Origin of the sequence: Agrobacterium sp. ST15.13.013 (genome assembly GCF_027956525.1) — a bacterium.
GTDB classification, from domain to species: domain Bacteria; phylum Pseudomonadota; class Alphaproteobacteria; order Rhizobiales; family Rhizobiaceae; genus Agrobacterium; species Agrobacterium salinitolerans.
Window position 1 is genome coordinate 25,522 of sequence record NZ_JAQKGP010000030.1, and the last position, 23,669, is coordinate 49,190.

Sequence of the window (23,669 nt, forward strand, 5' to 3'; positions counted from 1 at the left end):
GAGCCGTCTTCGATGACACCAGCAACAGCGAAATCCAACGACCGACGTAATTTCGGGATCGCCGGACGCTTGACGGCGGCATTTGTCGGCATTGCTGCCCTCGCCGCCATCGCCGGCGCCTCCTCGTCCTGGTATTCGATGAAAAGTTCCGGCATCGTCAAGGAACTCGGCGATCGAACCCTCCCAACCGTCACCGAATCCCTCGCCTTCGCGCAAGAAAGCGCCATCCTTCTCGCAGAGGCGCCCAATCTCGTCTATGAGCCGGATCTCGCTTCGCTCGACGCAAGTTCGAAGCGCCTGGAAGCCATCCTCGCCGGTCAAAGCGGTCGACTGACGGCTTTGCGCGACCTTGGCGTGGCGCCGGAACTGCTCGATTCGGTCGAGAAGACGAGCCAAAGCCTCGAACCAAAGCTCAATCAGCTGACAGCCATATCTTCCGACCGGATCAAGGCGAAATTCCGCATGCAGGAGGGCGTGGCTCGCGCTCTGTCCCGTTACAAGTCCCTGGCGTCAATGCTCCGCAACGCGCAGGTCGGAGCGGTGGACAGCAGTATCGAGCGATCGCGTGCCCTGACCGATCTCCAGATGGCGGCCGCCGAGATATCGACACTGATATCGGCGATACCGGATGCGTCAGACACCGAACTGGCCGCAGTCAAGGATCAATATGATGCGACTGGCAAGGAGATTGACAGCATCCTCGCGCGGCTGAAAGCTTCAGGCGGTAGTGCTGCGATGCAACAGCTTGTCACGGCTCTCCAGAATGAGGGTGGAGGTCCTGAAGGCCTGTTTGCGCTTCGATCCGCCCAGGCCAAGGTCAACGGTCAGATCGCAGATATGCTGAATGATCTGACGGTGACCTCCATCATCCTTGGCGTCGACGTCAAATTGATCGCGGCGAAGGAAAAGCAGGCCGCCCGAAATGCTGCGGAATTGTCTCGGGGGATGACCCAGCAGACTGTCGCCGTCAATGCGGCAACGAGCTTTCTGGTGATTGCAGCCGCGCTTGCCGCCCTGTTCTACGTCCGGCGTTTCGTGACGCGGCGGCTGATCAGGCTTGCGACGGTCATGGGCCGTATCGCCTCCGGTGATCATTCCACTCAGGTTCCCATGTCCGGTCGCGACGAGATAACGGACATGGCCGGCGCTGTCGAAGTGTTCCGCGCCAATGCGGTCGCCAATATTCGCCTCGAGCAGGAAGCGGAAGAACAGCGAAACCTGACGGAAGACGATCGTCGCCGTAAGGCTGAAAGCGATCGCCTCCGGGCAGAAGCCATGGCCCAAGCCACCCAAGGTCTCGGCAAAGGGCTCAAGCACCTTTCTGCGGGTGATTTGACGTTCCGTCTCTCCGAGCCCTTCGCGGATGAATTCGAGACGCTGCGCGCCGATTTCAATGGCGCGGCCGGCCAGCTTGCCGAGACGCTGCGCTCCGTCGCCGACGCGGCCAACGCCATCGATAGCGGCAGCCGCGAGGTTAGCATCAGCGCCGATGATCTCTCCAAGCGCACCGAGCAGCAGGCCGCGTCGCTGGAAGAAACGGCGGCGGCGCTCGACCAGATCACCGTGAATGTCGCCAATTCTTCCAAGCGGGCCGACGAAGCCCGCAGGATCGCCGCCCAGGCCAATACCAGTGCCTCCCAATCCGGCCAAGTGGTGGCGAGTGCTGTCGACGCCATGGAGAAGATCGAGCAATCGTCGAAGCAGGTCTCCAACATCATCGGCGTCATCGACGAAATCGCGTTCCAGACCAATCTACTTGCGCTCAATGCCGGCGTCGAAGCGGCCCGTGCCGGCGAGGCCGGCAAAGGCTTCGCGGTTGTTGCACAGGAAGTGCGTGAACTCGCGCAACGCTCCGCCAAGGCCGCCAGAGAGATCAAGGAGCTGATCCGCAACTCCTCCGTCGAGGTGGAGAATGGCGTGAAGCTCGTCAGCGAGACCGGGACTGCCCTGAAAACCATCGAGGGCTACATCGTCACCGTCAACCAGCATATGGACTCGATCGCGACATCGGCCCGGGAACAATCGGTCGGTCTCGCGGAGGTGAATACCGCCGTCAACCAGATGGATCAGGTCACGCAGCAGAATGCGGCCATGGTCGAGGAGAGCAATGCGGCGAGCGCGACCCTTGCCGGTGAAGCAGGACGGCTTCGCGACCTGATCAGCCAGTTCCAGTTTGGCGAAGCCATGCGCCGGCCGGCGTCCCTCACCGAGGCGAGCCCATCCAGCCGGCCGGTCGCATCGCCCGCGCGCCGGATCGTCGGCGCCGTCGCCAAGGCCTTTTCCGGCAACGCCGCCGTCAAGCAGACCTGGGAAGAGTTCTGAGCGGAGCTGAAGGTGCACTGACTGAAGGTCTTTTGGCCATCAGAGCTGGCAAGCGGTCGCGTCCTTTTCAGGACGCGGTCCTATCTCTCTCTGACGTCCTATCTTGCACCCGCCGTTCCGGCGTCAATGACATCGCGGCCCCTCCAATTTTCCCCGCACCGCAAGCGGCACAGAGAAAGTCGGTTCCTCCGCTCGCCGCACGGCGGCCGCGTTCAGCGGTCCCTGACCCCTCACGGACTTCGGTGCGGACACTTTTCGCCAGAAAACGAAAAGGAGACCCTGATGACACAGCATCACATCACACAGCCGGTTAGCGAAGAGCGGAAACTTGCGGATCAGCAGCCGACCGGGCTTGAACATCTGCGCAGCAGTTTCGATGCTGAAGTGCACCTTCCCGCCGATATCTCGCGCGAGTTTCTGTCTGCGGCGCTGCTTTGGGCCATCGACAACAAGGTCGATTTCGGTTTGTTCCACGAGCCCGGAAAGATCATCATCGCGCACTTCGGTGGTGATGAGATCTACCTCCCCTCCCGGTGGTCCGACAAACGATGGCACATCGGCCTTGAGGACAAGGAGCCTTTCGACCCGGGCGATTGAAGCCCAGACCAGAGGCGGCTTACCGCCTCTGGTCTTTGCCTTTCGCTTGAGCCGTTCCTGCCGGATCGACCAGCCGAGCCGGCTATGATCCCAAGCCCCATCTCTCTCTCCTGACAGCGGACGATGATGATGGTTGTCATTTCCCCTGGCACCAGCCATGTCGCGCGCCATCCCATGGCCGGGCAAGGCCTTCCTTGATCAAAACATCGCCCAGAGAATTGCCCGCACGCGATACGGTTCGAAGTTTACGTCCATACTTGTCCTCGTCGCGGAAGCCGGCCGACAGCGAAAACTTTCCGGCGTTGAGCAGCGTTAGTAGTCGCGACTTTGCCGCTTCACCTTTGATCCGTTCAGCTTCGCAGCGGGGCGGGCTGAGTTCGGGCGTATCGATGTCGGCGATGCGGATTTTCTTGCCCTCGAACCAGAAGGTGTCGCCGTCGACGACGCAGTTCGTGCGATGGCTGTCGCCGCAGATCACGAACGACGCCGATTGGCTGTCTTGCGCAGGCGCTTTGACGAAAGCCGCAGCGATGTCGAGATGGCCATTGCGATCAAGATAGAGCCAGCCCGCGGCGCCGATCACCACGGCCCAGACAATCGCGGTCGGAAAGCCTCGGCCGCGATCGTGACCATGACGACGCGGCGTCGATCGCGAGTCATTAATGCCGGGACGGTCGTTGGCGACCTTCCGATTTTTCCTGAACGGGATGACGTTCTTTTGCGCCAAGCTTTTCATTCCTCTTCGGCGGCAGAGGTTACAGCCGGTTTGGTTTCATAGGCGTTTACCGCAGACGCCGAATTCGAACCTTCCTTCTCCCTTCCGCCCATCGAATGAAACCGGTTCTCGCCGACGCAGGCTCTCATATCGTTGCGCCGGAACCAGATGGCGCGCCCGCATCTGAGCGGTGCATTGCCGGCCGTGAACACGATCTGCTCGTCGGCCCGCATGCGCAGAACCTCATGCGGCTGGATAAGCGGTCTGGCGGCAAGCTGCTTCGAGCGTGTTCGCGATGATCCCCTTGCCTGGGAACTGCGGCTGACCTGGTCGATCTCGACCGTGGTCATGCCGCAACGTTTCGAGATGTAGTCGGCGGTCTCGGGATCGTTAATTGCGGCGAACGAGATCCAGCTGGCACTCTCGAACCACTTGCTTGCCGCGTCGCGGCCGCCATAGGTTTCGCGCATCTGGCCGATCGACTGATAGATCATCGTCAGCGTGATTCCGTATTTGCGGCCGGCGTCGCGCGCAGTCTCGAGGATCCGCATGTAACCGAGGCGGGCGACCTCATCGAGAAGAAACAGCGCGCGCCCTTCAAGCTTTCCGTCGCGATTATAGATCGCGTTGAGAAGCGAGCCGATGACGACACGCGCAAGACCGGAATGAGTCTCCAACGTCTTGAGGTCGATGTTGATGAAGACGTCGGTATTTCCCGCGGCGATGTCGCTGGTCGAGAATTTCCGTCCGGACACCAGGGCGGCATAATTCGGATAGGAAAGCCAATGCGTTTCCTTGACCGCATTGGCATAGACGCCGGAGAAGGTTTCCGGCGTCATATTGACGAAGGCAGCGACGTTCTCCTTCACGAAATCCGAACCCGAATTGTCGTAGATGTCCTGCAGGCGCTTGCGCAAGGTCGGTTCCGGCTCCGACAGGTTCATGCGCACCCGGCGAAGCGTCTGGTCCTTCTCGTCCATGTGACCGGACAGGCAGACATCGGCGATGAGCGCGGTGAGCAACTGCAGGGCTGACGCGCGAAAGAAGTCGTCACGGACACCGCGCGCGCCGCCGCTGTCGCTCATGATCCACGATGCGACAGAGGCAATATCCTCTTCCTTCGTTCCGCCGAAACGGCCGACCCAGTCCAGCACGTTGAAGCCCATGTCCGACTTCCTCGGGTCGAGGACGAACACGTCCCTTCCCGCTCCGCCGCGATGCGCGGAGACCATCGGGGCGACCTCGTTCGACGGATCGAGCACGATCAGCGTGCCGCCCCATTTGAGTGCCGTCGGGATGGTCACCGACGTCGTCTTGAAACCACCGGACCCCGCAAAGACGATCCCGTGCGACGAGCCGAATGAGCCATCGAAGCACAGCAACGGCGACTTGCCGCCGGCGCCCCAGGTCTCCGCGCTATCGGCTCGAAATGCCAATGCCGCGACGCTGTCCTTGTCGACCCGATAGCGCTCGCCGATGACGATGCCGCCGGAATCGGAAAACAGCTTCGCCGCCTCTGGCGGCTTCATCCAGTCGGCTTCGCCATGCAGTGCCCTCTTGCCCTGAATGCGCTTTGGCTCGGCCCTTGCGAATGCCGCATTGCCGATGAACGCAACGCGGAGTGCGAAGCAGGCACACATGAACGCTGCGCCTACTCCAATCGACGTTGCCGGATCGAGATAGGCGAAGACCGTCTTGCCGGTTGGCAGCGTCTTCGTGAAAGCGGCAAGGCGTATGGTTTCGCGGGTAGCCGCGATCAGGATCGTTCCACTGCATCCCGCAACGACGCCCCAGCCTGCCTGCTTGATGCTGATCGCGCCGGCACTTGCGAACAAGAACACGATACCGATCGCCGCGCTGGCGACATAGGGCAGCGCGATGCCCGCACGCCCCCATGCCAAGCGTGCGGCCTCGGTCTTCCCGAAGCCGGAAATCCACTGCTCGATCCCCGTCATCCCGATGACGACCAGGATCATCAGCGCCGCCGGCCCGACGACGAGCGCAATCCTATTGATCGTCATTGCCAAAGGCCTCCGCGCCGATTGCCGTGAGCCTGGATCGCTCGCCCTCATCACCCTTGATTCGGCGGGCGACATCGATCAGCGCGCCCAGCAACAGCGCGCGCTTCTCGTAACGCAGCCCGGCCTTGACGATCAGGCCGCCGAGCTCGATCTTTTCCCGCGTTTCCTTCTTGCGGGCGTCGGATGTCATCGTCCTCGCCATACGCTCAAGCCTCGCCAGTGCTGCCCGCGCCCGCACCAGAGGAGTCCGCCGGCGTCGACGTTGCGCCGCTGCTATCGCCGGCACCCTTTTTCCCTCCGTTCGTAGCGCCCTTCCCTCCCCCTTGGCCTCCGCGAAACCGCGTCGCCACTTCCTCGAAAGCGGCCTGCAGCTCCCCTTCCTCAATCTCGATCTCGCCAAGGCCGGCCTTGAGCGCGATCCGGCCGATCCGCTCGGCTTCTCTTGTCTCGGCGACCTTGAGCTGCTCCTGCAACTTGGCGATTTCGTCGCGGATTTTCGAGGCAGGTTTTTTCATGTCCGATCGTCTCCATGGCTGAGAAAGCTTGTCTTTCGAAGCCAGTCTTTCCGAACGGAGTGCGGAACGCACTACTGTGAATCCTACAATCGCCAAGGGCGATTCTTTGGTGAATGATCCCGGCCGTTCCGAAGGAGCGGCTTCCAAGGGCGCAATTATACGTCGCTCACGCGACGCCCTTGCTTGGTCCGGCCTCCCGCTCCCGACGAACCCGTTGATTTCGTTTGCAACCGGGAAAGAACTCCGCCGTGGCCGTCCCCCATTTCTCCGTCAGCGTCGTCGCCCGCGGCTCCGGCCGCAGCGCTGTCCTGTCGGCGGCCTACCGGCACTGCGCGAAAATGGAATACGAGCGGGAAGCGCGAACGATCGATTACACCCGCAAGCTGGGGCTGTTGCACGAAGAGTTTGTGATTCCGGCAGACTCGCCCGAATGGGTGCGCAGCATGATTGCAGATCGCTCAGTCGCGGGAGCATCCGAAGCCTTCTGGAACAAGGTGGAGGCATTCGAGAAGCGATCCGATGCGCAGCTCGCCAAGGATGTCACCATTGCCCTGCCGCTCGAGCTGACATCCGAGCAGAATATCGCTCTCATGCGCGACTTTGTGGAGAGGCACATCACGGCGAAGGGGATGGTCGCCGACTGGGTCTATCACGACGCCCCCGGCAATCCGCATGTCCACCTGATGACGACATTGCGGCCGCTCACCGAAGATGGGTTCGGTTCGAAGAAGGTCGCTGTGCTCGGTCGGGACGGCAAACCGATCCGCAATGATGCAGGCAAGATCGTCTATGACCTGTGGGCCGGTAGCACTGAGGACTTCAACGCTTTCCGCGACGGCTGGTTTGCCTGCCAGAACAAACATCTGGCGCTCGCCGGCCTCGATATTCGCATCGATGGCCGCTCCTTCGAAAAGCAGGGTATCGACCTCGAGCCGACCATTCACCTCGGCGTCGGCGCCAAAGCCATCGAGCGCAAGGCCGAGCAATCCGACGGGAAGCAGGAGACCGCGCCTCCCAAACTCGAACGCATCGAGCTTCAGGAAGCTCGTCGTAGCGAGAATGCACGCCGCATCCAGCGCCGCCCCGAGATCGTGCTTGAGCTGATCACGCGGGAGAAGAGCGTCTTCGACGAACGTGATGTTGCGAAGGTGTTGTATCGCTATATCGACGATGCCCGTCTCTTCCAAAGCCTGATGGTGAGGATTCTGCAGAGCCCGGAAGCGCTCAGGCTCGAGCGCGAGCGAATGAATCTTGCGACCGGGGTCCGAGAGCTGGCGAAATACACGACCCGGGAGATGATCCGGCTTGAAGCCGAGATGGCCAACCGCGCTATCTGGCTTTCCGCTCGCGCCTCCCATGGTGTCCGTGAGGCGGTGCTGCAGGCGACCTTTGCACGCCATTCTCGTCTATCGGATGAGCAGCGGACGGCGATCGAACATGTCGCCGGCGGAGAGAGGATCGCCGCCGTGATTGGTCGTGCCGGCGCCGGCAAGACGACGATGATGAAGGCTGCCCGTGAGGCGTGGGAAGCAGCCGGCTATCGTGTGGTCGGCATAGCACTGGCCGGCAAAGCAGCCGAGGGATTGGAGAAGGAAGCGGGCATCCCATCGCGCACGCTGTCGTCGTGGGAGCTTCGCTGGAACCAGGGTCGCAACCAGCTCGACAACAAGACTGTCATCGTACTCGACGAGGCCGGCATGGTGTCGTCACGGCAGATGGCGCTGTTGGTCGAGACGGTGACCAAGGCCGGCGCCAAACTTGTCCTCGTCGGCGATCCCGAACAACTCCAGCCGATCGAAGCGGGTGCCGCCTTTCGCGCCATTGCCGCTCGCATCGGCTATGCCGAACTCGAAACGATCTACCGTCAGCGCCAGCAATGGATGCGCGATGCCTCGCTCGATCTCGCTCGTGGCAATATCCGCAAGGCTGTCGACGCCTATACCGCTCATGGTCGAATGATTGGCTTGAGACTGAAGGACGAGGCGGTCGAGAGCCTGATCGCAGCGTGGGACCGCGACTACGACCCCTCGAAGACCAGCCTGATCCTCGCGCACCTTCGCCGTGATGTGCGAATGCTCAACGATATGGCGCGCGCCAAGTTGGTCGAACGCGGTGTCGTCGCAGAAGGATTTGCATTCAAGACGGAGGACGGACACCGCAAATTTGCGCCGGGAGATCAGATCGTGTTCCTCAAGAACGAGGGCAGCCTCGGCGTTAAGAACGGCATGCTCGCAAAGGTGCTCAAAGCCGCTCCTGGCCGGGTCGTCGCCGAGGTTGGTGAAGGAGAGCACCGCCGTCAGGTTACTATCGAGCAGCGCTTCTACAACAATCTCGATCACGGTTATGCCACGACGATCCACAAGAGCCAGGGGGCGACCGTCGACCGGGTGAAGGTGCTTGCGTCACTGTCGCTCGACCGGCATCTGACCTACGTCGCGATGACCCGCCATCGTGAAGATCTCGCCGTCTACTACGGCAGTCGCTCCTTCGCGAAATCCGGCGGCCTCATCCCGATCCTATCGCGCCGAAACGCCAAGGAGACGACCCTCGATTACGAGCAGGCGTCGTTCTATCGCCAGGCGCTGCGCTTCGCGGAAGCCCGGGGCCTGCACCTCATGAATGTCGCCCGGGCGGTCGCGCGCGATCGCCTGGAATGGACCATTCGGCAGAAACAGAAGCTGGTCGGCCTCGGCGCCCGTCTTGCCGCAATTGCAACGAAACTCGGTTTCGTCGGCAACTTCAAAAACTCCCCAATCCAGAACCCGATCAAGGAGGCCAAGCCCATGGTGTCAGGCATCACCACCTTCCCTAAATCGTTCGAGCAGGCTGTCGAGGACAAGCTCGCCGCCGACCCCGGCCTCAAGAAACAATGGGAGGACGTCTCGACCCGCTTCCACCTCGTCTACGCGCAGCCGGAGGCTGCCTTCAAGGCAATCAATGTCGACGCGATGGTCAAGGACCAATCGGTCGCGAAGTCCACTCTCGCGAAGGTCGCCGACGCCCCCGAAAGTTTCGGTACGCTAAAGGGCAAGCCCGGTCTTCTTGCCAGCCGTGCCGAGAAGCAGGACCGGGAAAAAGCCATCGCCAATGTCCCGGCACTTGGCCGCAATCTTGAACGCTATCTTCGTGAGCGGGCCGAGGCCGAATTGAAGCATGAGACGGAGGAGCGCGCGGTCCGGCTCAAGGTTTCGGTCGACATCCCTGCGCTCTCGCCAGCGGCCAAGCAGATGCTCGAACGCGTCCGCGATGCCATCGATCGCAACGATCTCCCTGCCGGCCTTGAATATGCGTTGGCCGACAAAATGGTGAAAGCTGAACTCGAAGGTTTCGCGAAGGCTGTGTCCGAGCGTTTCGGAGAACGGACCTTCCTGCCTCTCGCCGCGAAAGACACCAACGGCAAGGCCTTCGAGACCGTTACAGCGGGCATGACGGCTGGCCAGAAGGCTGAGGTCCAGTCTGCGTGGAATTCCATGCGGACGGTCCAGCAGCTTGCCGCTCATGAACGAACGACGGAGGCGCTTAAGCAGGCTGAGACACTGCGCCAGACGAAGAGCCAAGGGCTCTCCCTGAAATGACGGCGGCAGCTAGAGCGCGCCAGGCGATAACCGCGCAACAACGACGAGCGGCCGTGATCCTCTCGGCCACGACGTTGGCCGCTATCGTGCTGGTGGCGACTGCCCTCGCCGGCGGTTATCGCATCAATCTGACCCCGAGCGAGCCACTCGGCCTGTGGCGTATCGTTCCGCTCGGTCGCCCCGTTGCTGTCAGTGACCTAGTGTTCGTTTGCCCACCGGCAACCGCGGAAATGCGGGAGGCGCGAGCGCGCGACTATCTCCGTTCCGGTTCCTGCCCGGGTGGCGTCGCCCCGTTGATCAAGACGGTGATCGCCGTCGCAGGCCAGCATGTCGAAATCGGCGCCAGCGTGATTGTCGATGGGCGGGTGGTTGCCTCTTCCAGCCTCGCGCCACGAGACGGAAAGGGGCGGCCGCTGGCGCCGTTTCCGAGTGGCATCGTTCCGCCAGGACATCTCTTCCTGCATTCGGCGTTCCCGGGCTCCTTCGACTCCCGGTACTTCGGTCCGGTGCCCGCTTCAGGCATTCTCGGCCTAGCGCAGGAGATCCTCACCTATGCGCCGTGAGTTTCTTCGGGCGACGCAGCTGATAGTCGCTTCGATCGCGATCGGCGTGGTGGGCTGGAGCGGCCACGCGTTGCTTCTGCCCGTCGCCCTGGCGTTTCCCGTTCTTTGGTCGATGGCGCAAACGAGGGCGGTCGCGGCCCTTGTCTCGGCCAGCTATTTTCTGGCCGCATCTCGTGGCCTGCCGCAAGGCGTCGCTGCCTTCTATTCGTCTGATATCTGGCCGGGGCTGCTCCTCTGGCTGTGCGCGTCCTCGAGCTTCGTCGCCGTGCATACGGTCCTGTGGACCGGGATCGCCGGCATTCGTCCGTTCCGCTATCTCCTTGCGGCCGTCATCATGGCCGTCCCGCCGTTCGGCATCACGGGCTGGGCGCATCCTGTCACGGCCGCTGGAGTTTTGTTTCCGGGATGGGGATGGTGGGGACTGGGCTGGATGACAGCTGGCCTTGCGGGCCTCGTAACCCGCATATGGCCAGCTGTCGCCATCGCCTTGACCGGCTTTTGGCTATGGTCCGCCGCAATCTGGACCGACCCGAGACTACCGGAAGCCTGGCGCGGCGTCGATCTGGAAATGGGCGCTTCGCTTGGCCGCGACACCGGTCTTCGACGCCAGCATGACCTGATCGCAACGGTGCGCGACGCTGCCGGCGATGGCACCCGCTTTGTGGTGTTGCCAGAAAGTGCGCTCGGCTTCTGGACGCCGACCGTGGAGCGTCTATGGACGGGCGCACTTGCCGATGGCGATGCCACCGTCATCGCCGGCGCCGTGGTAGTCGACGCAGACGGCTACGACAATGTCCTCGTCTCGATCGACGGCAAGGGTCGCCGCATCCTTTATCGCGAACGCATGCCGGTTCCCGGCTCGATGTGGCAGCCATGGCGATCCTGGTTTGGGGAGAGCGGCGGCGCCCGGGCGGATTTCTTCGCGAACCCAATCGTCACTATCGGTGCCGGCCGGGCCGCACCACTGATCTGCTACGAGCAACTGATCGTTTGGCCGGTCCTGCAGTCGATGCTGCACGATCCGGACGCCATCCTCGCCGTCGGAAACGGCTGGTGGACCGAAGGCACGTCGATCATTGCCATACAGCGCGCCGCGACTACCGCCTGGGTAAAACTCTTCGCAAAGCCGCTCGTCATTGCCTTTAACACCTGAAAGGAGACACTATGCTGGACGCCGCCCTGATCAAAGAATGCGCCGACCCTTCCCTAAAACCCGCGATCGTCGAACGGTTCGTGGTATCAGCAGGCTCGGCTGATCCCCTCGCCGTCACCGTCAAATCCGGTGGCCGTTTGATCCTCGTGCCAAAAGCTGCGTCGGCTGACGAGGCGATGGTGATCGTGCGGCAATATGCTGGTCAGGCGGTGGTCCGCGTCGGTCTCACGCAGTTTCCCGCCGGCGTTGGCGTCAAGGAAGCGAGTGATCTCAAACCGGACCTCGTCGATGCCTGCCAGAACCTCCGCAAAGGCACGGCGATGTTCGCCAAGGTGCTCCGGATCGTCGCGAAATGGTATGGCAACCCGACGAGCAAAGATGTCTTCCCGCAGATCTTCGAGGATGCGGTCTACGCATGGAAGACCGGCGAGTTCGAGGGCGTCAGTGTGTTTCAGGCGGAGGATCCGGGAACGGCAGTTGAAGTGCCGCAGCAAAGCGAGGAGAAGATCCCCGACGAGGAAGAGAGCGCCGAACCGAAACCAGGAGAGCAAGAGCCTGAGACGGTGCAGGATGTTGGCCGAGCGGGGATGCGGATCGACCTCTCACACATTGGAGGCCAAAAATAGATTGACTTCGTTTCGCCGGGGGCAGCGAGGCGAGTATTGAGGTTCAAAGCAGAAAATTAGTGTAACTCAAATGCATGATATTAGTGTTTGTCGGAACGCCCCGCACGAACGTGGTGTTCGAGTTGATCAAAGCACCAGCACAGCCATCCACGAAAGAACGGCCGCGCGGAAATACGATTAGAGCAGATTCATGCCCGGCTGCGTCATAACGGGGCCTCAAGGGCAGCAACTAGCAGTCAGCACGCGCGCGTCTACTCATCTCGTCACAAGCACGGCAGGTTCGACGCCCAGTGCCTCTGCGATTTGGCCAAGGACGGTGACGGTCGCCGACATCTCGGCACGCTCGATTGCTCCGACATGGCGGACACTGAGGCCCGTACGGTGGGCCACTTCCTCCTGCGTCAATTGTTTGCCATGACGGATTCGACGCATATTGATCGCCATGACCTCCTTGAGATCCATGACGCGAGCGGAACCTGAATCGGAACTATTATTCCAGGAACTATAGTTCCGATTCGTCACGGCGCGTGATATTGCTCGTCCAGGCCGTCACAAGTTACCTTGGGATATAGGGTATATGAACTTCTGAAAGACAGGCCGTGCAGTTATGGCCTATGCGGTATAATGCTCACCAGGATTTGGCTTTCGAGCGGCAAATGAAGAAATTAAGGGGAAGCGGATGAAGGACGTGAACTTATCCGAGACAAAACACGAAACCAAACCGATGGGATCCTGTTTACGTTCAATGGAAAAATCAGAACTAGAGGCGCTTGCTATATCTGCAATCCGAGAGCACCGCCGGCTTATAGTCGCCGACGAAGCTGTTTATGAGGAATGGACCCGCGCGTCCGCCGACCCCTCGGTTTCGAGCGCCGTGCTCGAAAGCTTGCAGCAAGAGTATGCCGCGCGGCAAAGGAAATCCGAAGCCCAGCAGGAAGAGCTTTCGGAGATCATCGATGTGCTCGGCTACATCCCCGAGGTTCCGCTCGATGGCGATGAATGACCCCTCAAACCAAGCCGTGATCTTTAGCGATCGCGACTAGATGTGGAACGGTCGCCGCGTCAAGTTTCTCGCGCGCTTTATCGAGGTAGTGCTGCACCGTCCTCGCGTTGATCCCCGTCAACATTGCGGTTTCCGGGGCACTTTTGCCCTTTGCTGCCCACATGAGGCACATCGCTTCCCTTGGCGAGAGTAGCCGCTTCGGAGCGATTATCGTCGTCGAAGCGATAATCTTCAGGCGGTAATGGATTGCAAGGACCGTCCGGACGGCTTTCTGGGCGTCCAGCAGTTTGGCTTTCTCGACTTTCTTCTCCGACGAGGCAAAGGTCAGCATCATCGTCGACCCGAAACTCCCTTCGACCGGAATCGTCAGCCCACTGCGAATGCCGTGCTCGATCGCCTGGTCGCGAAACCGTCTCAGCTCCGAGGTGCCACGAGCCGGCCAATCATCGGCCGTCCAGTAGAACATCTCCATGCGACGCTTGGCTTCCGTGATGACGGGGTCGATGCGCGAATATTGGCCGCCAAGATAGATATCCTGCCATTCCTCCGGATAGGAGTTGAATGTGCGGATTTCCAGGCCCTCGGTCTGAAGATACGCAAAACGTTCGAAGCCATGGGAGTTTGCGAAGCTTTTCAGGGCGCCCTTGATCATGCGTTCATCGTGCGCAGCTTCCGTCATATCGATTAAAGAGCGAAGGTCTCCGTCCACGGACTTGTCTCCTCTTGCGCAGCTGCGAGCCTCCCACCCGTCGCGCCTACCACGCGCCGCGAGTTACCTGGTGCCACCGTTCGGCCAGCCGGAGCCATACGGAACATCGGACCGTGGCTGCGAATTCCGTGTCCCCATTCGTTTCCGATGAAAACGCAGTTGCCTTCTGCCGAAGCATATCCACGGCCGTTGCAACTGGTTTTCTACTCACCTCTACCGAGTATTCAAGGCCTCTTCATCTAAAATATGACAATTTGAGAGAAGATTTTGGCGAGCGCTGATTTCTGAGCGCGGATGGATCGCTCCACCCGACGAAACGACGGGCGGAGCAGCGTTCGAGATGGGTTAGCGCCCGCTATAAATGGATGGAAAGATGATATCCTGGTCCGCGAGAACGTTGAACTTATAGCCAGGACGGATGCGAATCGTCGGCTGAACGTTGAGGTTCTTCGAGATTGTCTGTTCTGTGACGCGACCGAAGCTTTCGGCAAAATTCCGCCGTGCTGCATCCGATGCCGTGTCCTGGGTGGCCAATGTTGAACTCTCCGGCATCGACATGTCGATCCCCGTCCCGATGATTGCCACCAGAGCTGCGGAACCGAACGTCCTCCAGAGATGGCGGTCAACCTTGTCCTGGAAGCCGCCATACCCCTCGGCGTCCGTGCCGGCCATGCCGCCGATCTGCAGGGTGGATCCATTGGGAAAAATAAGGTCAGTCCAGACGACGAGAACACGCTCCTGGCCGAATGAGACCTTGGAATCATAGCGACCGAACAGCTTTGCGCCCTGCGGGATAAGGAGGCGATAGCCGCTCGCGCTGTCGTAGACATTCTGGCTGACCTGCGCGGTAATCCGCCCTGGCAGGTCGGAATTGAGGCCGGTGATCAAGGTGGCGGGAATGACCGAGCCGCGCTTCAGTTCGTAGGGTGACATCTGCGGCACGACCTGGTTTGGCAGGTAGCCGAGATCCTTGATGTCCTGATTGAAAAAATCCTCCTTCGACGGCTGTCCGTTCTGATCGACGTTTTGGCCCATCAGGCCGGATTTCATGGCGGCGGCATAAAGGTCCGACGCACTGTTGACGGCTGCATTTGTCGGCTGGCGGCCGCTGTCATTGGTGGAGGTTGCCTTCTCGAAGTCTCCGATGTCTACCTTCAGCGGCGAATCGAGCGCCGTAGCGCGAGCCTGGAGGCGAGCCATCCGCTGGCGCTGCGCTTCCCGGATATACTGCTCGTCCTGCTCCCGCTTCAGGCGAGCCTTCCACTCCTCCTCGGATTCGAGCGAGCGTCTCTCCTGTCGGTCATTCGGCCGGCGTTCAACGGCGGTCTCCTGTTTCTCGACCTTCTGCTCGACGACAGGGGTCGGTTGAAACACTTCCTGCTTCTCCGGCTCGCCGATGATGCCGTCGGTGACACCCCGTTTGAGCTGGTCGCCGAAGCTGGTCGCCGGGGTGTTGGAAGCCCCCTCGATGTCGCCTCGATGGAAGGACAGCCCCCGCAGCGACAGGCCGATCACGACGACGCCAACGAAGAGCGCGACGACGATGATGGCGATGATGATCGGCAGGCGGTTGAGCCGGCGCATGCCATTCTGATCGTCGGACTGGGCTGGCGCGCCAAGTTGGAGCGACTGGACCATATTGCTCTCCGTCAGTTGCGCTGCATGATCGAAAGTGGACTGGTCGGCGTGGCGCCGGCCGCCGTCGGCGTATAGGCGCGGCCAAGAGCGATGGAAGGCGTCGAAACGCGCGCAAAAACCTGCCCGTCGAAGCCCTCGACGGCAAAAGCAAGCTCGACCGGCTTGATGTCTTTGGCGACCTTGCCGTCCGTGACGACCGTATAACCCCAGCCCTTCAGGGCCGCCTCGAGGGCGGTCGCGAATTCCGACTGGTCCTTTTCCATTTTGATGGTCGTCGCAGCGCTGGCCGGACCGATTTGTTCGGCGAGACGACTTGCCATGTCACCGGCGATCGCGCTTGCGGCCGGTCCGGTGACGGCAACCGGGGTTGCATTGGTGGTCATCGCGTCGTCGGCCGTTTGGCAACCGGAGAGTAGTTTGGCCGCGATGAAGAGTGCGAGGAGCTTGCGCATGGTTCAGCCTCCCCGCCGGATGGTGATCTTCTGCTGCCGCCACCCGACCCCTGATACGAGGATCGCCTTGTCGATCGCATAGTCGACGGTCATCATGTTGTTCTTCATCCGGTAGTTGACGATGCGGTTCTGACCGCCGGAGACGACGAAGAGCACCGGCGCATCCTGACCTGAGATCGACTTCGGGAATTGGATGTAGGTCTTGACCCCGTCCGAATAGACCCGCTTCGGTTTCCACGAAGCCCCGCCGCTGATCGAATAGGAGAAGTTCAGCTTATCCGGCGCCGTGCCCGGAATGCCGCCGGTTTCGAGACGGGCATTGATGTCGGCGAGCTTGGTGGAGGTGTCCTCGGGGTACTCGAAACCAACGCGCGCCATGTACTGGCTGGGATGGGACTTGAGCTGGATATGATAGGTTCGCCGTGAGGTGGTGACGACCATCGAGGTGAGAAGACCTGGCTCCGACGGTTTGACAATCAGATGGATGGCCTGCCCGCCTGTCGCCCCCGAGGTGGCCGGCTCCACTTTCCACCGCACCGTATCGCCGACGAGCACGTCGCGAACGATCTCACCGCCCTGAAGCTCGATGTCGCAGACCTGCAGCGGCGAGCAGACGACGGACGGCTGGGTCTCGCCGAACAGAAAAATCACTTTGCCGTCCGGTCCCGTTGTGACCAGGCCCGGTGTGCCGCGCCATTTGCGGGAGATATTCGTACCCTTGACCTCGTTGCTCGTCATGCTTTGCGCCTGCGCGCCCACCACAAAGGCGAGTCCGGCCATGCAGCCGGCGGCTGCGATCAATCCTGTCTTTTGCATTGAGAAATCCCTGCCCTTAAAGCTGTGCCGTCCAGTCGAAATCCCGGACATAGAGGCCGATCGGATTGAGGCGGATCGTCGCCTCATCCTGTGGCGCGGTGAGCGCCACCGTTGCGATGCCGCGGAAGCGGCGTGTGCCGGTTTCCTTGCCCTTGCGGTCTCGCTCGTATTCCGTCCAGTCGATCTGATAGGTCTGGTTCGAGAGCGCCACGATGTTGTTGACCTCGATGGCGACGGTCGAGGACTTCGCTTTCTCGAAAGGTGAATTGCCTCGGAACCAGGCGTTGACCTTCTCCGTCGACGGATCGGAGGTGCGAAGAAGAGCGTATGTGCGGTCGATATATTGCTTCTGCACCACGGCATCCGGCGTGATCGAGCGAAAGCTTGTCACGAAGTTGCCGAGTGTGGCGCGAACCACGCGGACATCGGCATATTCGATCTGCTCCGGGAAGCCTGCCGTGACTGCCGTCCCCAGCTTGTCGACCTCAACGATATAAGGCACGAGCTTGACCTGGGTACTGAGATACATCGCGTAGCTGAAGCCGATGACGGCCATCGTCAGGCCGAGAATGCCGACGATCCGCCATGCGGAAGCAGCCTTCACATATGTGCCGTAGCGCTCGTTCCATTCCTGGCGGGCGGCAAGATACGGATTATCAGGGGCGCGGTTCGCTGCCATTTATTCTTCCCTTGTCTCGATTATGGTTTGTCGTTGCGTTCGGGAGGAGGCGTCGGGCCGCTGTGACCGCTGCGCTGTTCATCGAGCTTGGCGTTGGCTAGTCCGAGGATGGACCCCGCATAAGCACCGGGAGATCCGATTGCCTTTTCCTTCGCGGCCGAGCCTGCGGCTTGTGCCCCGGAACTGAAGCTTGCGCCTATCCCCCGCAGGGCAGCACCAGCGACGGATGAACCGCCAGCTCGTGCGGCTTGGGCCGCCGCAAAACCCGCGCCGGCAGCGCCGGCGGCCAAGAATCCAGCGCCCGCGGCGAAGGACGCCGCTTGCCCGCCGTGGCGGATTGTCTCCATACCGCCGGTGACGGAGGCTCCCTGGACGACACCCTGGATGATGTTCGGCACGTACATGGCGATGATGAAGACCACGACGGAAATACCGGCGATCGCCAGGGTGGTGACAAACTGGTCGGAGGATGCGGTCGGGGCATTGGCCAGACCCAAGAGGACCTGTGACCCAATCTTTGCGATCATCACCAGCGCCATCAGTTTCATGCCAACGCCGAAGGCGTAGACAAGATAGCGAACAGCAAAGTCTTTGGTGAAGGAGGAACCGCCCAGGCCAAGCATGATCATGCCGGCGAGCAGGCCGACATACATCTCAACCATCACCGAAACAAAAATCGCGGCAACCAGCGAAAAGCAGATGACGACGACACCCATTGCCAGCACCGCGGCAATCGCCAGCGCATTGTCCTCGAATACGCCGAACTGCGCCTGTTGCGACATTTGCGAGGCGACGCGAATGCCGGCATCGAACACTTCAGCGGGCGAGGCTGAACCGCCGCCGGCACCAATTTGGAAAAGACTGTCAACCACCGCCCGGGCAAAGGTCGGACCTTGGGTCAGAACGAATGCGAAGAACCCGACGAACATGATCCGGCGCACCAGCTCCGCAAACCAGCTATCCAGCGAGGCTGACTGGATCGCCAGCCAGACGGCGGCAATGCCGATCTCGATCGTTGCGAGGATCCAGAACAGCGATTTCGCCGCATCCATGATGGTGGTCTCCCAGCCCTTCGCGGCAGAGGAGACCTGGTTTTCCAGTTCCGTGAGGACCTGCCCCTCCTGCGCAAATGCGGGAGCAGCATAGGCGAGGAAGAACAGACCAGTTATCAGGAGTGAACGTGTGACAGCGGGCTTCACCATCTCGGCCGTATCTCCTGACCATCCTTGATCGGCGGCAGCTCCTTATTCGAGCCGAAGAACTTCTCCCGGGCTGAGCGCTGCTCCTCGGTAAGCGCAGGTCTTCCGCCGTCGCTGGATTTTACGATCAGCACTGTGGCCGCGGCGGATGCAGCGGCGACAGCAAGCACCAAAGCAATTAGGACGGATCGGCTCACCAGCGTGGCTCCATTCTCTGACCTTCCGGAATGCTCTTGACCTCAGCGTTGAAGAACTTTTCCCGCCGGGCCTGCGCCAGGTCCTTGTCGGTCTGCTCCGTCTGTAGCCAGGTTCCCATCATCGTCATCTGTTGCGAGACGAGACCGCGAAGCTTCTGCATCTGGGCAACCTGCTGAGCGGCGATCTCGTGGCCGACCTGCAACGCTTTCATCTGCCCGTCCGCCGTTTCGGACATCGACCGCAGCGAGGACATCGTATCTTCCTCGCTATCGAACTGGTCGGCCGTTAGGCTCGCAGCCTTCAGCGAGCTGGCGATCGTGTCGCGGTTGGTCGTCGACCAGGACTGATAAGTCGAGGAGAACGTCGCGTTATCCGGCAGGTTGGTTTTGAGGTCGGCGTAGCTCTGAAAGCGCTGCTGAAGAACGTCGTCGGCGTTGCCCATGGAGAATGAGATACTCTGACCCTGGTCGACAATACTGCGGAGCTGATTGAGATCGCTTTCGACCTGCCCCCAGACATGGTCAGGCAGCTGCGCGGTGTTTTGCAGCATGTTTTGGTAGATCTTAAGCTGGTTCTGGATCTGCTCCGCAAGCTGGCTGATCTGCGTCAGCTGATTGTCGACCTGGAGGCCCGAGCTCTTGAGAAGGTCCACCAATTGCGCATTGTTGGCGAGCTGCGTCCACTCCGTCGCAGCACCGGTGGCGGTCCCCGCCCGTGCTGAAGGTACGGCTCCGATCGTCAGGGCCGCGGCCGCCAGGCAGGCTAACCATCTATTCGAACTTGAGTAGCGATGCGGCATCGTGAACTCCTCTCGTTTCAAGCCAGCGGATTGGCCACTCGCGGCCATGTCCGGATTTCAGTGCGCGGATGCGCTTGAGGTCGTCCTTGCCCGACGCGCCGACAAAGCTCAGCGCAACCGGCCCCAGCGACATGTCGAAGAGCCGCCGGCCTTCCGGCGTGGCGACGTAGTATTCGCGTTTGGGGACTGCGTTCGAGACGATCTCAATCTGGCGCTCGTTGAAACCGATACGCTCGTAAAATTCACGTGTTCCTGGCTCTCTGGCGGCGCCATTCGGAAGGCAAATCTTGGTTGGGCAAGACTCCTTCAGCACATCGATAATCCCGGACCGTTCGGCATCCGAGATCGATTGGGTCGCAAGGACAACGGCGCAGTTCGCCTTGCGCAAGACCTTGAGCCATTCCCTGATCTTGCTGCGGAAAACTGGGTGGCCAAGCATCAGCCACGCCTCATCGAGCACGATCAGGCTCGGCGATCCATCCAGACGCTTCTCAATCCGCCGGAACAAGTAGGTCAGCACCGGCACGAGATTGCGCTCGCCCATGTTCATCAGCTGCTCGATTTCGAAGGTCTGGAAGGCCCCGAGTGTCAGGCCGTCCTCCTCCGCATCGAGGAGCTGGCCCATCGGCCCGTCAACGGTGTAGTGATGCAGCGCATCCTTGATCTCGCGCAGCTGCACGCCGCTGACGAAATCCGAGAGTGAGCGACCGGATGCGCTCGCCATCAGTCCGACCTGCCGAGAAATGGCGTTACGATGATCGGGGGTGATTGTGACGCCCTGCAGACCGACCAGCATCTCGATCCACTCGGTCGCCCAGGCCCGGTTGGCATCACTTTCGAGATCAGAAAGCGGGCAGAAGGCCAAGGCCCTCCCCTCTTCCGCATTGTCGCCGCCGATCTCATAGTGATCACCACCGGCAGCGAGCGTCAGGGGAAGAAGTGAACTGCCTTTGTCAAAGGCGAAGATCTGCGCATTTTCGTACCGGCGAAACTGTGCGGCGATCAGAGCAAGCAGCGTCGACTTACCAGAACCTGTCGGACCGAAGATCAACGTGTGGCCGACATCATCGACATGCAGGTTCAGACGGAACGCTGTCGAGCCGGTCGCAACCTGCATCAAGGGAGGGGAATTCGGTGGGTAAAAGGGGCATGGCGCGATCGGGTTTCCGGCCCAGACCGAATTCAGCGGAATCAAGTCGGCGAGATTGCTGGTGTTGATCAGTGGCTCACGGATGTTGCAGTACCAGTTGCCCGGCAGGCTGCCGAGATAGGCATCGGTGGCGTTCAGCGTTTCGATCCGCGCCCCAAACCCTTCCGCCTGGATCAGCCGCCGGATCGCTTCGGCCTTCTCCTGCAGGGCTTCGCGATCGTTGTCGAATAGCACGACGACCGGTGTGTAATATCCATAGGCAACCAGCTGCGATGAGGCCTGCGCGATGGCGTCCTCGGTCTCGGCGACCATGGTCATCGCGTCTTGGTCGACGGATCGACTTTGTGTCTGAAATATCTGGTCGAAGAACGGCCGGACCTTCTGCTGCCATTTCCTGCGTGTGCGTTCGAGCTTCTGTCGGGCCTCCTCGGCATCAAGGAAGATGAAACGTGATGACCACCGATAGGTGAGCGGCATCAGGTCAAGACTATTCAGAATGCCCGGCCAGCTTTCAGCCGGCAGACCGTCGATCGCGACGACGCCGAGAAAGCGATTTTCGACCTTCGGCGTCAGTCCGTGTTCAAGCTCCGCCGTGGCGATCCAGTCGAGATACATCGGAACATCGGGAAGCCTGATTGGATGGTTCTCGCCGGTAATGCAGAAGCGGGCGAACTGAAGCAGTTCGTCATATCGGGCAATTCGCTCCCCTCCCCTTCCGACCGTTTCTCGGGTTTCCATTCGCCGGATCGAAAGTGTGTTGGCAAAATACTGCTCAAGCTCTCGCACCGCGTTCTTGAACACGAAGAGCACCGTGTCCGCGTAGGATTTCTTCCGGCTCTCCTCGTCCGAATAGATGTACTTGCTGAGAGCTGTTTTCTTGGACTCGAGCGGCCGGTAAGTCAGGATCAGCGCATGCTTGCTCTCGAAATGCCCCTGCTCGCGCGCGAAATGCGCCCGGCGCTCCCCGTCGATTGCGCGGGTTACCGGATCGGGGAAATGGCAACGGTCTTCTGTGGGATAGTCGACCGTCGGAATGCGAATGGCGTCGACCTGGATCATCCAGCCGCTTCCAAGCCGCGACAGAACGGCGTTGATCTGCCTCGACAGGTCGTTGCGTTCGAGGTCAGTCGCACTTTCGGAATCTGGTCCCGCGAAATACCAGCCGGCCATCAGGCTTCCGTCCTTCAAGAGGAGGACACCATTGTCGACCAGGCCGGCATAGGGAACGAGATCAGCAAAGGAAGGGCCGGTCGCCCGGAAGCGTTTGAGAGCTACCATGGCCGCCTCCTCAATACCGGCGCCAAGGCGATGTCGTCGCCTTGTAGGTGGGCTTGTAGGAAATGTGCCTGATATAGACTTGCCGCATGAACGGGTCGGACTTCGCCATCATTCTGAGGAGCCCGACGATCACGACCCAGACGGCGATTCCGAAGAGCGCCGAATAAACCGTCAGCACCACGAAGATCAGGATGACGGCGGCGAGACCGGTCAGCAACACAAGCTCCCTGTCGGCGCCCATCAGCAGGTTTGGACGCGACAGTGCACGGTGGATGCGGTTGCGCTGCAGGCCGGATGGGGAATTAGCCATGAGTTCCCTCCCCGCCTCCGGCCGATCCAATCGTGGTGAGCTGTTCGCTCGTCAGTCCTATCGAGGCGCCGGTTGCGCCAAACAGGCCGACGATGTTGGTGGCGCCGAGGAGGATGCCGGCGACGAGAACGACGTATACAAGTCGCCGCGCGAAATCATTCAGTTCGCCGCCGAAGATGAGCATGCCGCCGGCGATGGCGACTGCTGCAAGCGCGATCGCACCCGCGACCGGGCCGGTGATCGACTCCTGGATCTGCTGCAGCGGCCCTTCCCACGGGAGACTGCCGCCGGAGCTGGCAAGGGTCGGCGCGACCGAGGCGAGAACGATGGGCGCCGCCAAGAGCGCGACGGCGATGAATGATTTCCTATGCGACATGGCGCGCTTCCTGTTCTTCTGTGAGCTGATCGGATTCGACCTCGTATTGACCGTTGACGAACCGCTCGACCTGGATGACGTCGCGAACGCGCCGTCCGCGCGGCGTCCGCTCAATGGAGATCACGAGATCGACGGCTTCCCCGATCACCTCTTGCATCGGCTGCTGGCTTGCCTCGGCCGTCAGCTGTTCAAGACGGCGCAGCGCCGACATGGCGGTGTTCGAGTGGATGGTCGCCACGCCGCCCGGATGACCGGTGTTCCAAGCCTTGAGCAGGGTCAGGGCAGCGCCGTCGCGGACCTCGCCCACAACTATCCGATCAGGACGCAGGCGCATCGTGCTCTTTAGAAGCCGTGCCATGTCGATCGTATCGCTGGTATGGAGCAGAACTGCGTTCTCGGCAGTGCATTGAATTTCGGCGGTGTCTTCCAGAATGACGAGCCGATCTTCTGGCGCGCTTTTCACGATCTCGTCGATCACAGCATTCGCAAGCGTCGTCTTGCCCGAGCCCGTTCCCCCGGAAATGATGATGTTGAGCCTCGCGGAAATCGCGCTGCGGATCGTCGCGGCCTGGTATTCGGTCATCACTCCGGTCCGGACGTAATCTTCGAGCGGGATGAGGCGCGATGCCCTGCGCCGGATCGTGAAAGCAGGCCTGGCGACCACGGGAGGCAACAGTCCCTCGAAGCGGTGACCGCCGATCGGCAGCTCTCCGGAGATGATCGGCTGTTCGGTATCGACCTCCGACTGCAGTGCATGCGCGACAGTACCGATCACCATTTCGGCCGCGGCCGGGGACATTTCGCCGGCGGGCGCAACGCCATGTCCGAGGCGTTCGATAAACAGCTTTCCATCCGGATTGAGCATGATCTCGACGACTGTTGCATCGTCCAGCGCCACGCAGAGCTGGTCACCGAGTGCTTCCTGAAGTTTACGCACAAGCCGAGGGTGAGAGCGAAGCTGGTTCACGGATTTCT

At 61.0% G+C, this 23,669-nt stretch carries 24 protein-coding genes; 7 read left to right on the forward strand and 17 right to left on the reverse strand.

Features of this window, described 5'->3' with window-relative positions; all coding sequences use genetic code 11:
* Positions 1–12 precede the first annotated feature (12 nt).
* Complete coding sequence (locus PL597_RS22675) at positions 13–2,322, forward strand: methyl-accepting chemotaxis protein (protein WP_012475985.1); 2,310 nt, start codon at positions 13–15, stop codon at positions 2,320–2,322.
* Positions 2,323–2,604: 282 nt separating this feature from the next.
* The gene (locus PL597_RS22680; RefSeq protein WP_077768127.1) at positions 2,605–2,919 is read left to right on the forward strand and encodes a hypothetical protein; all 315 of its coding nucleotides are present in this window, start codon (positions 2,605–2,607) and stop codon (positions 2,917–2,919) included.
* A gap of 136 nt (positions 2,920–3,055) precedes the next feature.
* On the opposite strand, the gene PL597_RS22685 is transcribed toward PL597_RS22680, so the two are convergent.
* The 4 genes from PL597_RS22685 to traC all read right to left on the reverse strand — a co-directional run bounded on the left by PL597_RS22685 (position 3,056) and on the right by traC (position 6,170).
* The gene (locus tag PL597_RS22685) at positions 3,056–3,451 is read right to left on the reverse strand and encodes a thermonuclease family protein (protein ID WP_234888144.1); all 396 of its coding nucleotides are present in this window, start codon (positions 3,449–3,451) and stop codon (positions 3,056–3,058) included.
* Between the two features lie 200 nt (positions 3,452–3,651).
* Complete coding sequence (traG, locus tag PL597_RS22690; RefSeq protein ID WP_012475987.1) at positions 3,652–5,655, reverse strand: Ti-type conjugative transfer system protein TraG; 2,004 nt, start codon at positions 5,653–5,655, stop codon at positions 3,652–3,654.
* Positions 5,642–5,857 (reverse strand): type IV conjugative transfer system coupling protein TraD, encoded by a 216-nt coding sequence (gene traD, locus PL597_RS22695; RefSeq protein ID WP_012475988.1) that lies wholly within the window; start codon positions 5,855–5,857, stop codon positions 5,642–5,644. Before traD ends, traG begins: the two co-directional genes overlap by 14 nt.
* 4 nt (positions 5,858–5,861) lie before the next feature.
* Positions 5,862–6,170, reverse strand: a complete 309-nt coding sequence (gene traC / locus PL597_RS22700; RefSeq protein WP_012475989.1) for a conjugal transfer protein TraC — start codon at positions 6,168–6,170, stop codon at positions 5,862–5,864.
* A 248-nt stretch (positions 6,171–6,418) separates the two neighbouring features.
* Here traC and traA point away from each other — a divergent pair, with 248 nt between their 5' ends.
* Genes traA through PL597_RS22720 form a run of 4 tightly spaced genes read left to right on the forward strand, consistent with a single transcriptional unit; the run spans position 6,419 to position 12,087 of the window.
* Positions 6,419–9,745, forward strand: a complete 3,327-nt coding sequence (gene traA, locus PL597_RS22705) for a Ti-type conjugative transfer relaxase TraA (RefSeq protein ID WP_012475990.1) — start codon at positions 6,419–6,421, stop codon at positions 9,743–9,745.
* Positions 9,742–10,308 carry a conjugative transfer signal peptidase TraF gene (traF, locus tag PL597_RS22710; RefSeq protein ID WP_012475991.1) on the forward strand — a complete coding sequence of 189 codons (567 nt, stop codon included), beginning with the start codon at positions 9,742–9,744 and terminating at the stop codon, positions 10,306–10,308. The genes traA and traF overlap by 4 nt, the downstream gene beginning before the upstream one ends.
* The gene (locus PL597_RS22715) at positions 10,298–11,461 is read left to right on the forward strand and encodes a conjugal transfer protein TraB (protein WP_012475992.1); all 1,164 of its coding nucleotides are present in this window, start codon (positions 10,298–10,300) and stop codon (positions 11,459–11,461) included. Before traF ends, PL597_RS22715 begins: the two co-directional genes overlap by 11 nt.
* A gap of 11 nt (positions 11,462–11,472) precedes the next feature.
* The gene (locus tag PL597_RS22720) at positions 11,473–12,087 is read left to right on the forward strand and encodes a TraH family protein (RefSeq protein WP_012475993.1); all 615 of its coding nucleotides are present in this window, start codon (positions 11,473–11,475) and stop codon (positions 12,085–12,087) included.
* Between the two features lie 255 nt (positions 12,088–12,342).
* On the opposite strand, the gene PL597_RS22725 is transcribed toward PL597_RS22720, so the two are convergent.
* Positions 12,343–12,549: a helix-turn-helix domain-containing protein gene (locus PL597_RS22725; RefSeq protein WP_077768126.1), complete on the reverse strand. Its 207-nt coding sequence runs from the start codon at positions 12,547–12,549 to the stop codon at positions 12,343–12,345.
* Positions 12,550–12,766: 217 nt separating this feature from the next.
* On the opposite strand from PL597_RS22725, the gene PL597_RS22730 reads away from it, so the two are divergent.
* Positions 12,767–13,090 (forward strand): transcriptional repressor TraM, encoded by a 324-nt coding sequence (locus PL597_RS22730; RefSeq protein WP_012475995.1) that lies wholly within the window; start codon positions 12,767–12,769, stop codon positions 13,088–13,090.
* 4 nt (positions 13,091–13,094) lie between these two features.
* Here PL597_RS22730 and PL597_RS22735 read toward each other — a convergent pair whose 3' ends face one another.
* The 12 genes from PL597_RS22735 to trbB all read right to left on the reverse strand — a co-directional run bounded on the left by PL597_RS22735 (position 13,095) and on the right by trbB (position 23,661).
* Entirely contained in the window at positions 13,095–13,799 is a 705-nt protein-coding gene (locus PL597_RS22735) for an autoinducer binding domain-containing protein (protein ID WP_077768125.1), read from the reverse strand.
* 345 nt (positions 13,800–14,144) lie between these two features.
* Positions 14,145–15,437: an IncP-type conjugal transfer protein TrbI gene (gene trbI, locus PL597_RS22740; RefSeq protein ID WP_012475997.1), complete on the reverse strand. Its 1,293-nt coding sequence runs from the start codon at positions 15,435–15,437 to the stop codon at positions 14,145–14,147.
* Positions 15,438–15,448: 11 nt separating this feature from the next.
* Positions 15,449–15,889, reverse strand: a complete 441-nt coding sequence (gene trbH / locus PL597_RS22745; protein WP_012475998.1) for a conjugal transfer protein TrbH — start codon at positions 15,887–15,889, stop codon at positions 15,449–15,451.
* Positions 15,890–15,892: 3 nt separating this feature from the next.
* The gene (trbG, locus tag PL597_RS22750; protein ID WP_012475999.1) at positions 15,893–16,705 is read right to left on the reverse strand and encodes a P-type conjugative transfer protein TrbG; all 813 of its coding nucleotides are present in this window, start codon (positions 16,703–16,705) and stop codon (positions 15,893–15,895) included.
* Positions 16,706–16,721: 16 nt separating this feature from the next.
* Entirely contained in the window at positions 16,722–17,384 is a 663-nt protein-coding gene (locus tag PL597_RS22755; protein ID WP_012476000.1) for a conjugal transfer protein TrbF, read from the reverse strand.
* 20 nt (positions 17,385–17,404) lie between these two features.
* Positions 17,405–18,586: a P-type conjugative transfer protein TrbL gene (gene trbL, locus PL597_RS22760; protein ID WP_012476001.1), complete on the reverse strand. Its 1,182-nt coding sequence runs from the start codon at positions 18,584–18,586 to the stop codon at positions 17,405–17,407.
* Positions 18,580–18,780 (reverse strand): entry exclusion protein TrbK, encoded by a 201-nt coding sequence (trbK, locus tag PL597_RS22765; protein ID WP_012476002.1) that lies wholly within the window; start codon positions 18,778–18,780, stop codon positions 18,580–18,582. The genes trbL and trbK overlap by 7 nt, the downstream gene beginning before the upstream one ends.
* Positions 18,777–19,580, reverse strand: a complete 804-nt coding sequence (gene trbJ / locus PL597_RS22770; protein ID WP_077768124.1) for a P-type conjugative transfer protein TrbJ — start codon at positions 19,578–19,580, stop codon at positions 18,777–18,779. The genes trbK and trbJ overlap by 4 nt, the downstream gene beginning before the upstream one ends.
* On the reverse strand, positions 19,552–22,008 hold the full coding sequence (locus PL597_RS22775) for a conjugal transfer protein TrbE (protein ID WP_012476004.1): 2,457 nt from the start codon (positions 22,006–22,008) through the stop codon (positions 19,552–19,554). The genes trbJ and PL597_RS22775 overlap by 29 nt, the downstream gene beginning before the upstream one ends.
* A 10-nt stretch (positions 22,009–22,018) precedes the next feature.
* Positions 22,019–22,318, reverse strand: coding sequence for a conjugal transfer protein TrbD (locus PL597_RS22780; protein WP_012476005.1), 300 nt, complete (start codon positions 22,316–22,318; stop codon positions 22,019–22,021).
* The gene (locus PL597_RS22785) at positions 22,311–22,694 is read right to left on the reverse strand and encodes a TrbC/VirB2 family protein (RefSeq protein ID WP_012476006.1); all 384 of its coding nucleotides are present in this window, start codon (positions 22,692–22,694) and stop codon (positions 22,311–22,313) included. The genes PL597_RS22780 and PL597_RS22785 overlap by 8 nt, the downstream gene beginning before the upstream one ends.
* The gene (trbB, locus tag PL597_RS22790) at positions 22,684–23,661 is read right to left on the reverse strand and encodes a P-type conjugative transfer ATPase TrbB (protein WP_077768123.1); all 978 of its coding nucleotides are present in this window, start codon (positions 23,659–23,661) and stop codon (positions 22,684–22,686) included. The genes PL597_RS22785 and trbB overlap by 11 nt, the downstream gene beginning before the upstream one ends.
* Between the last annotated feature and the right edge of the window lie 8 nt (positions 23,662–23,669).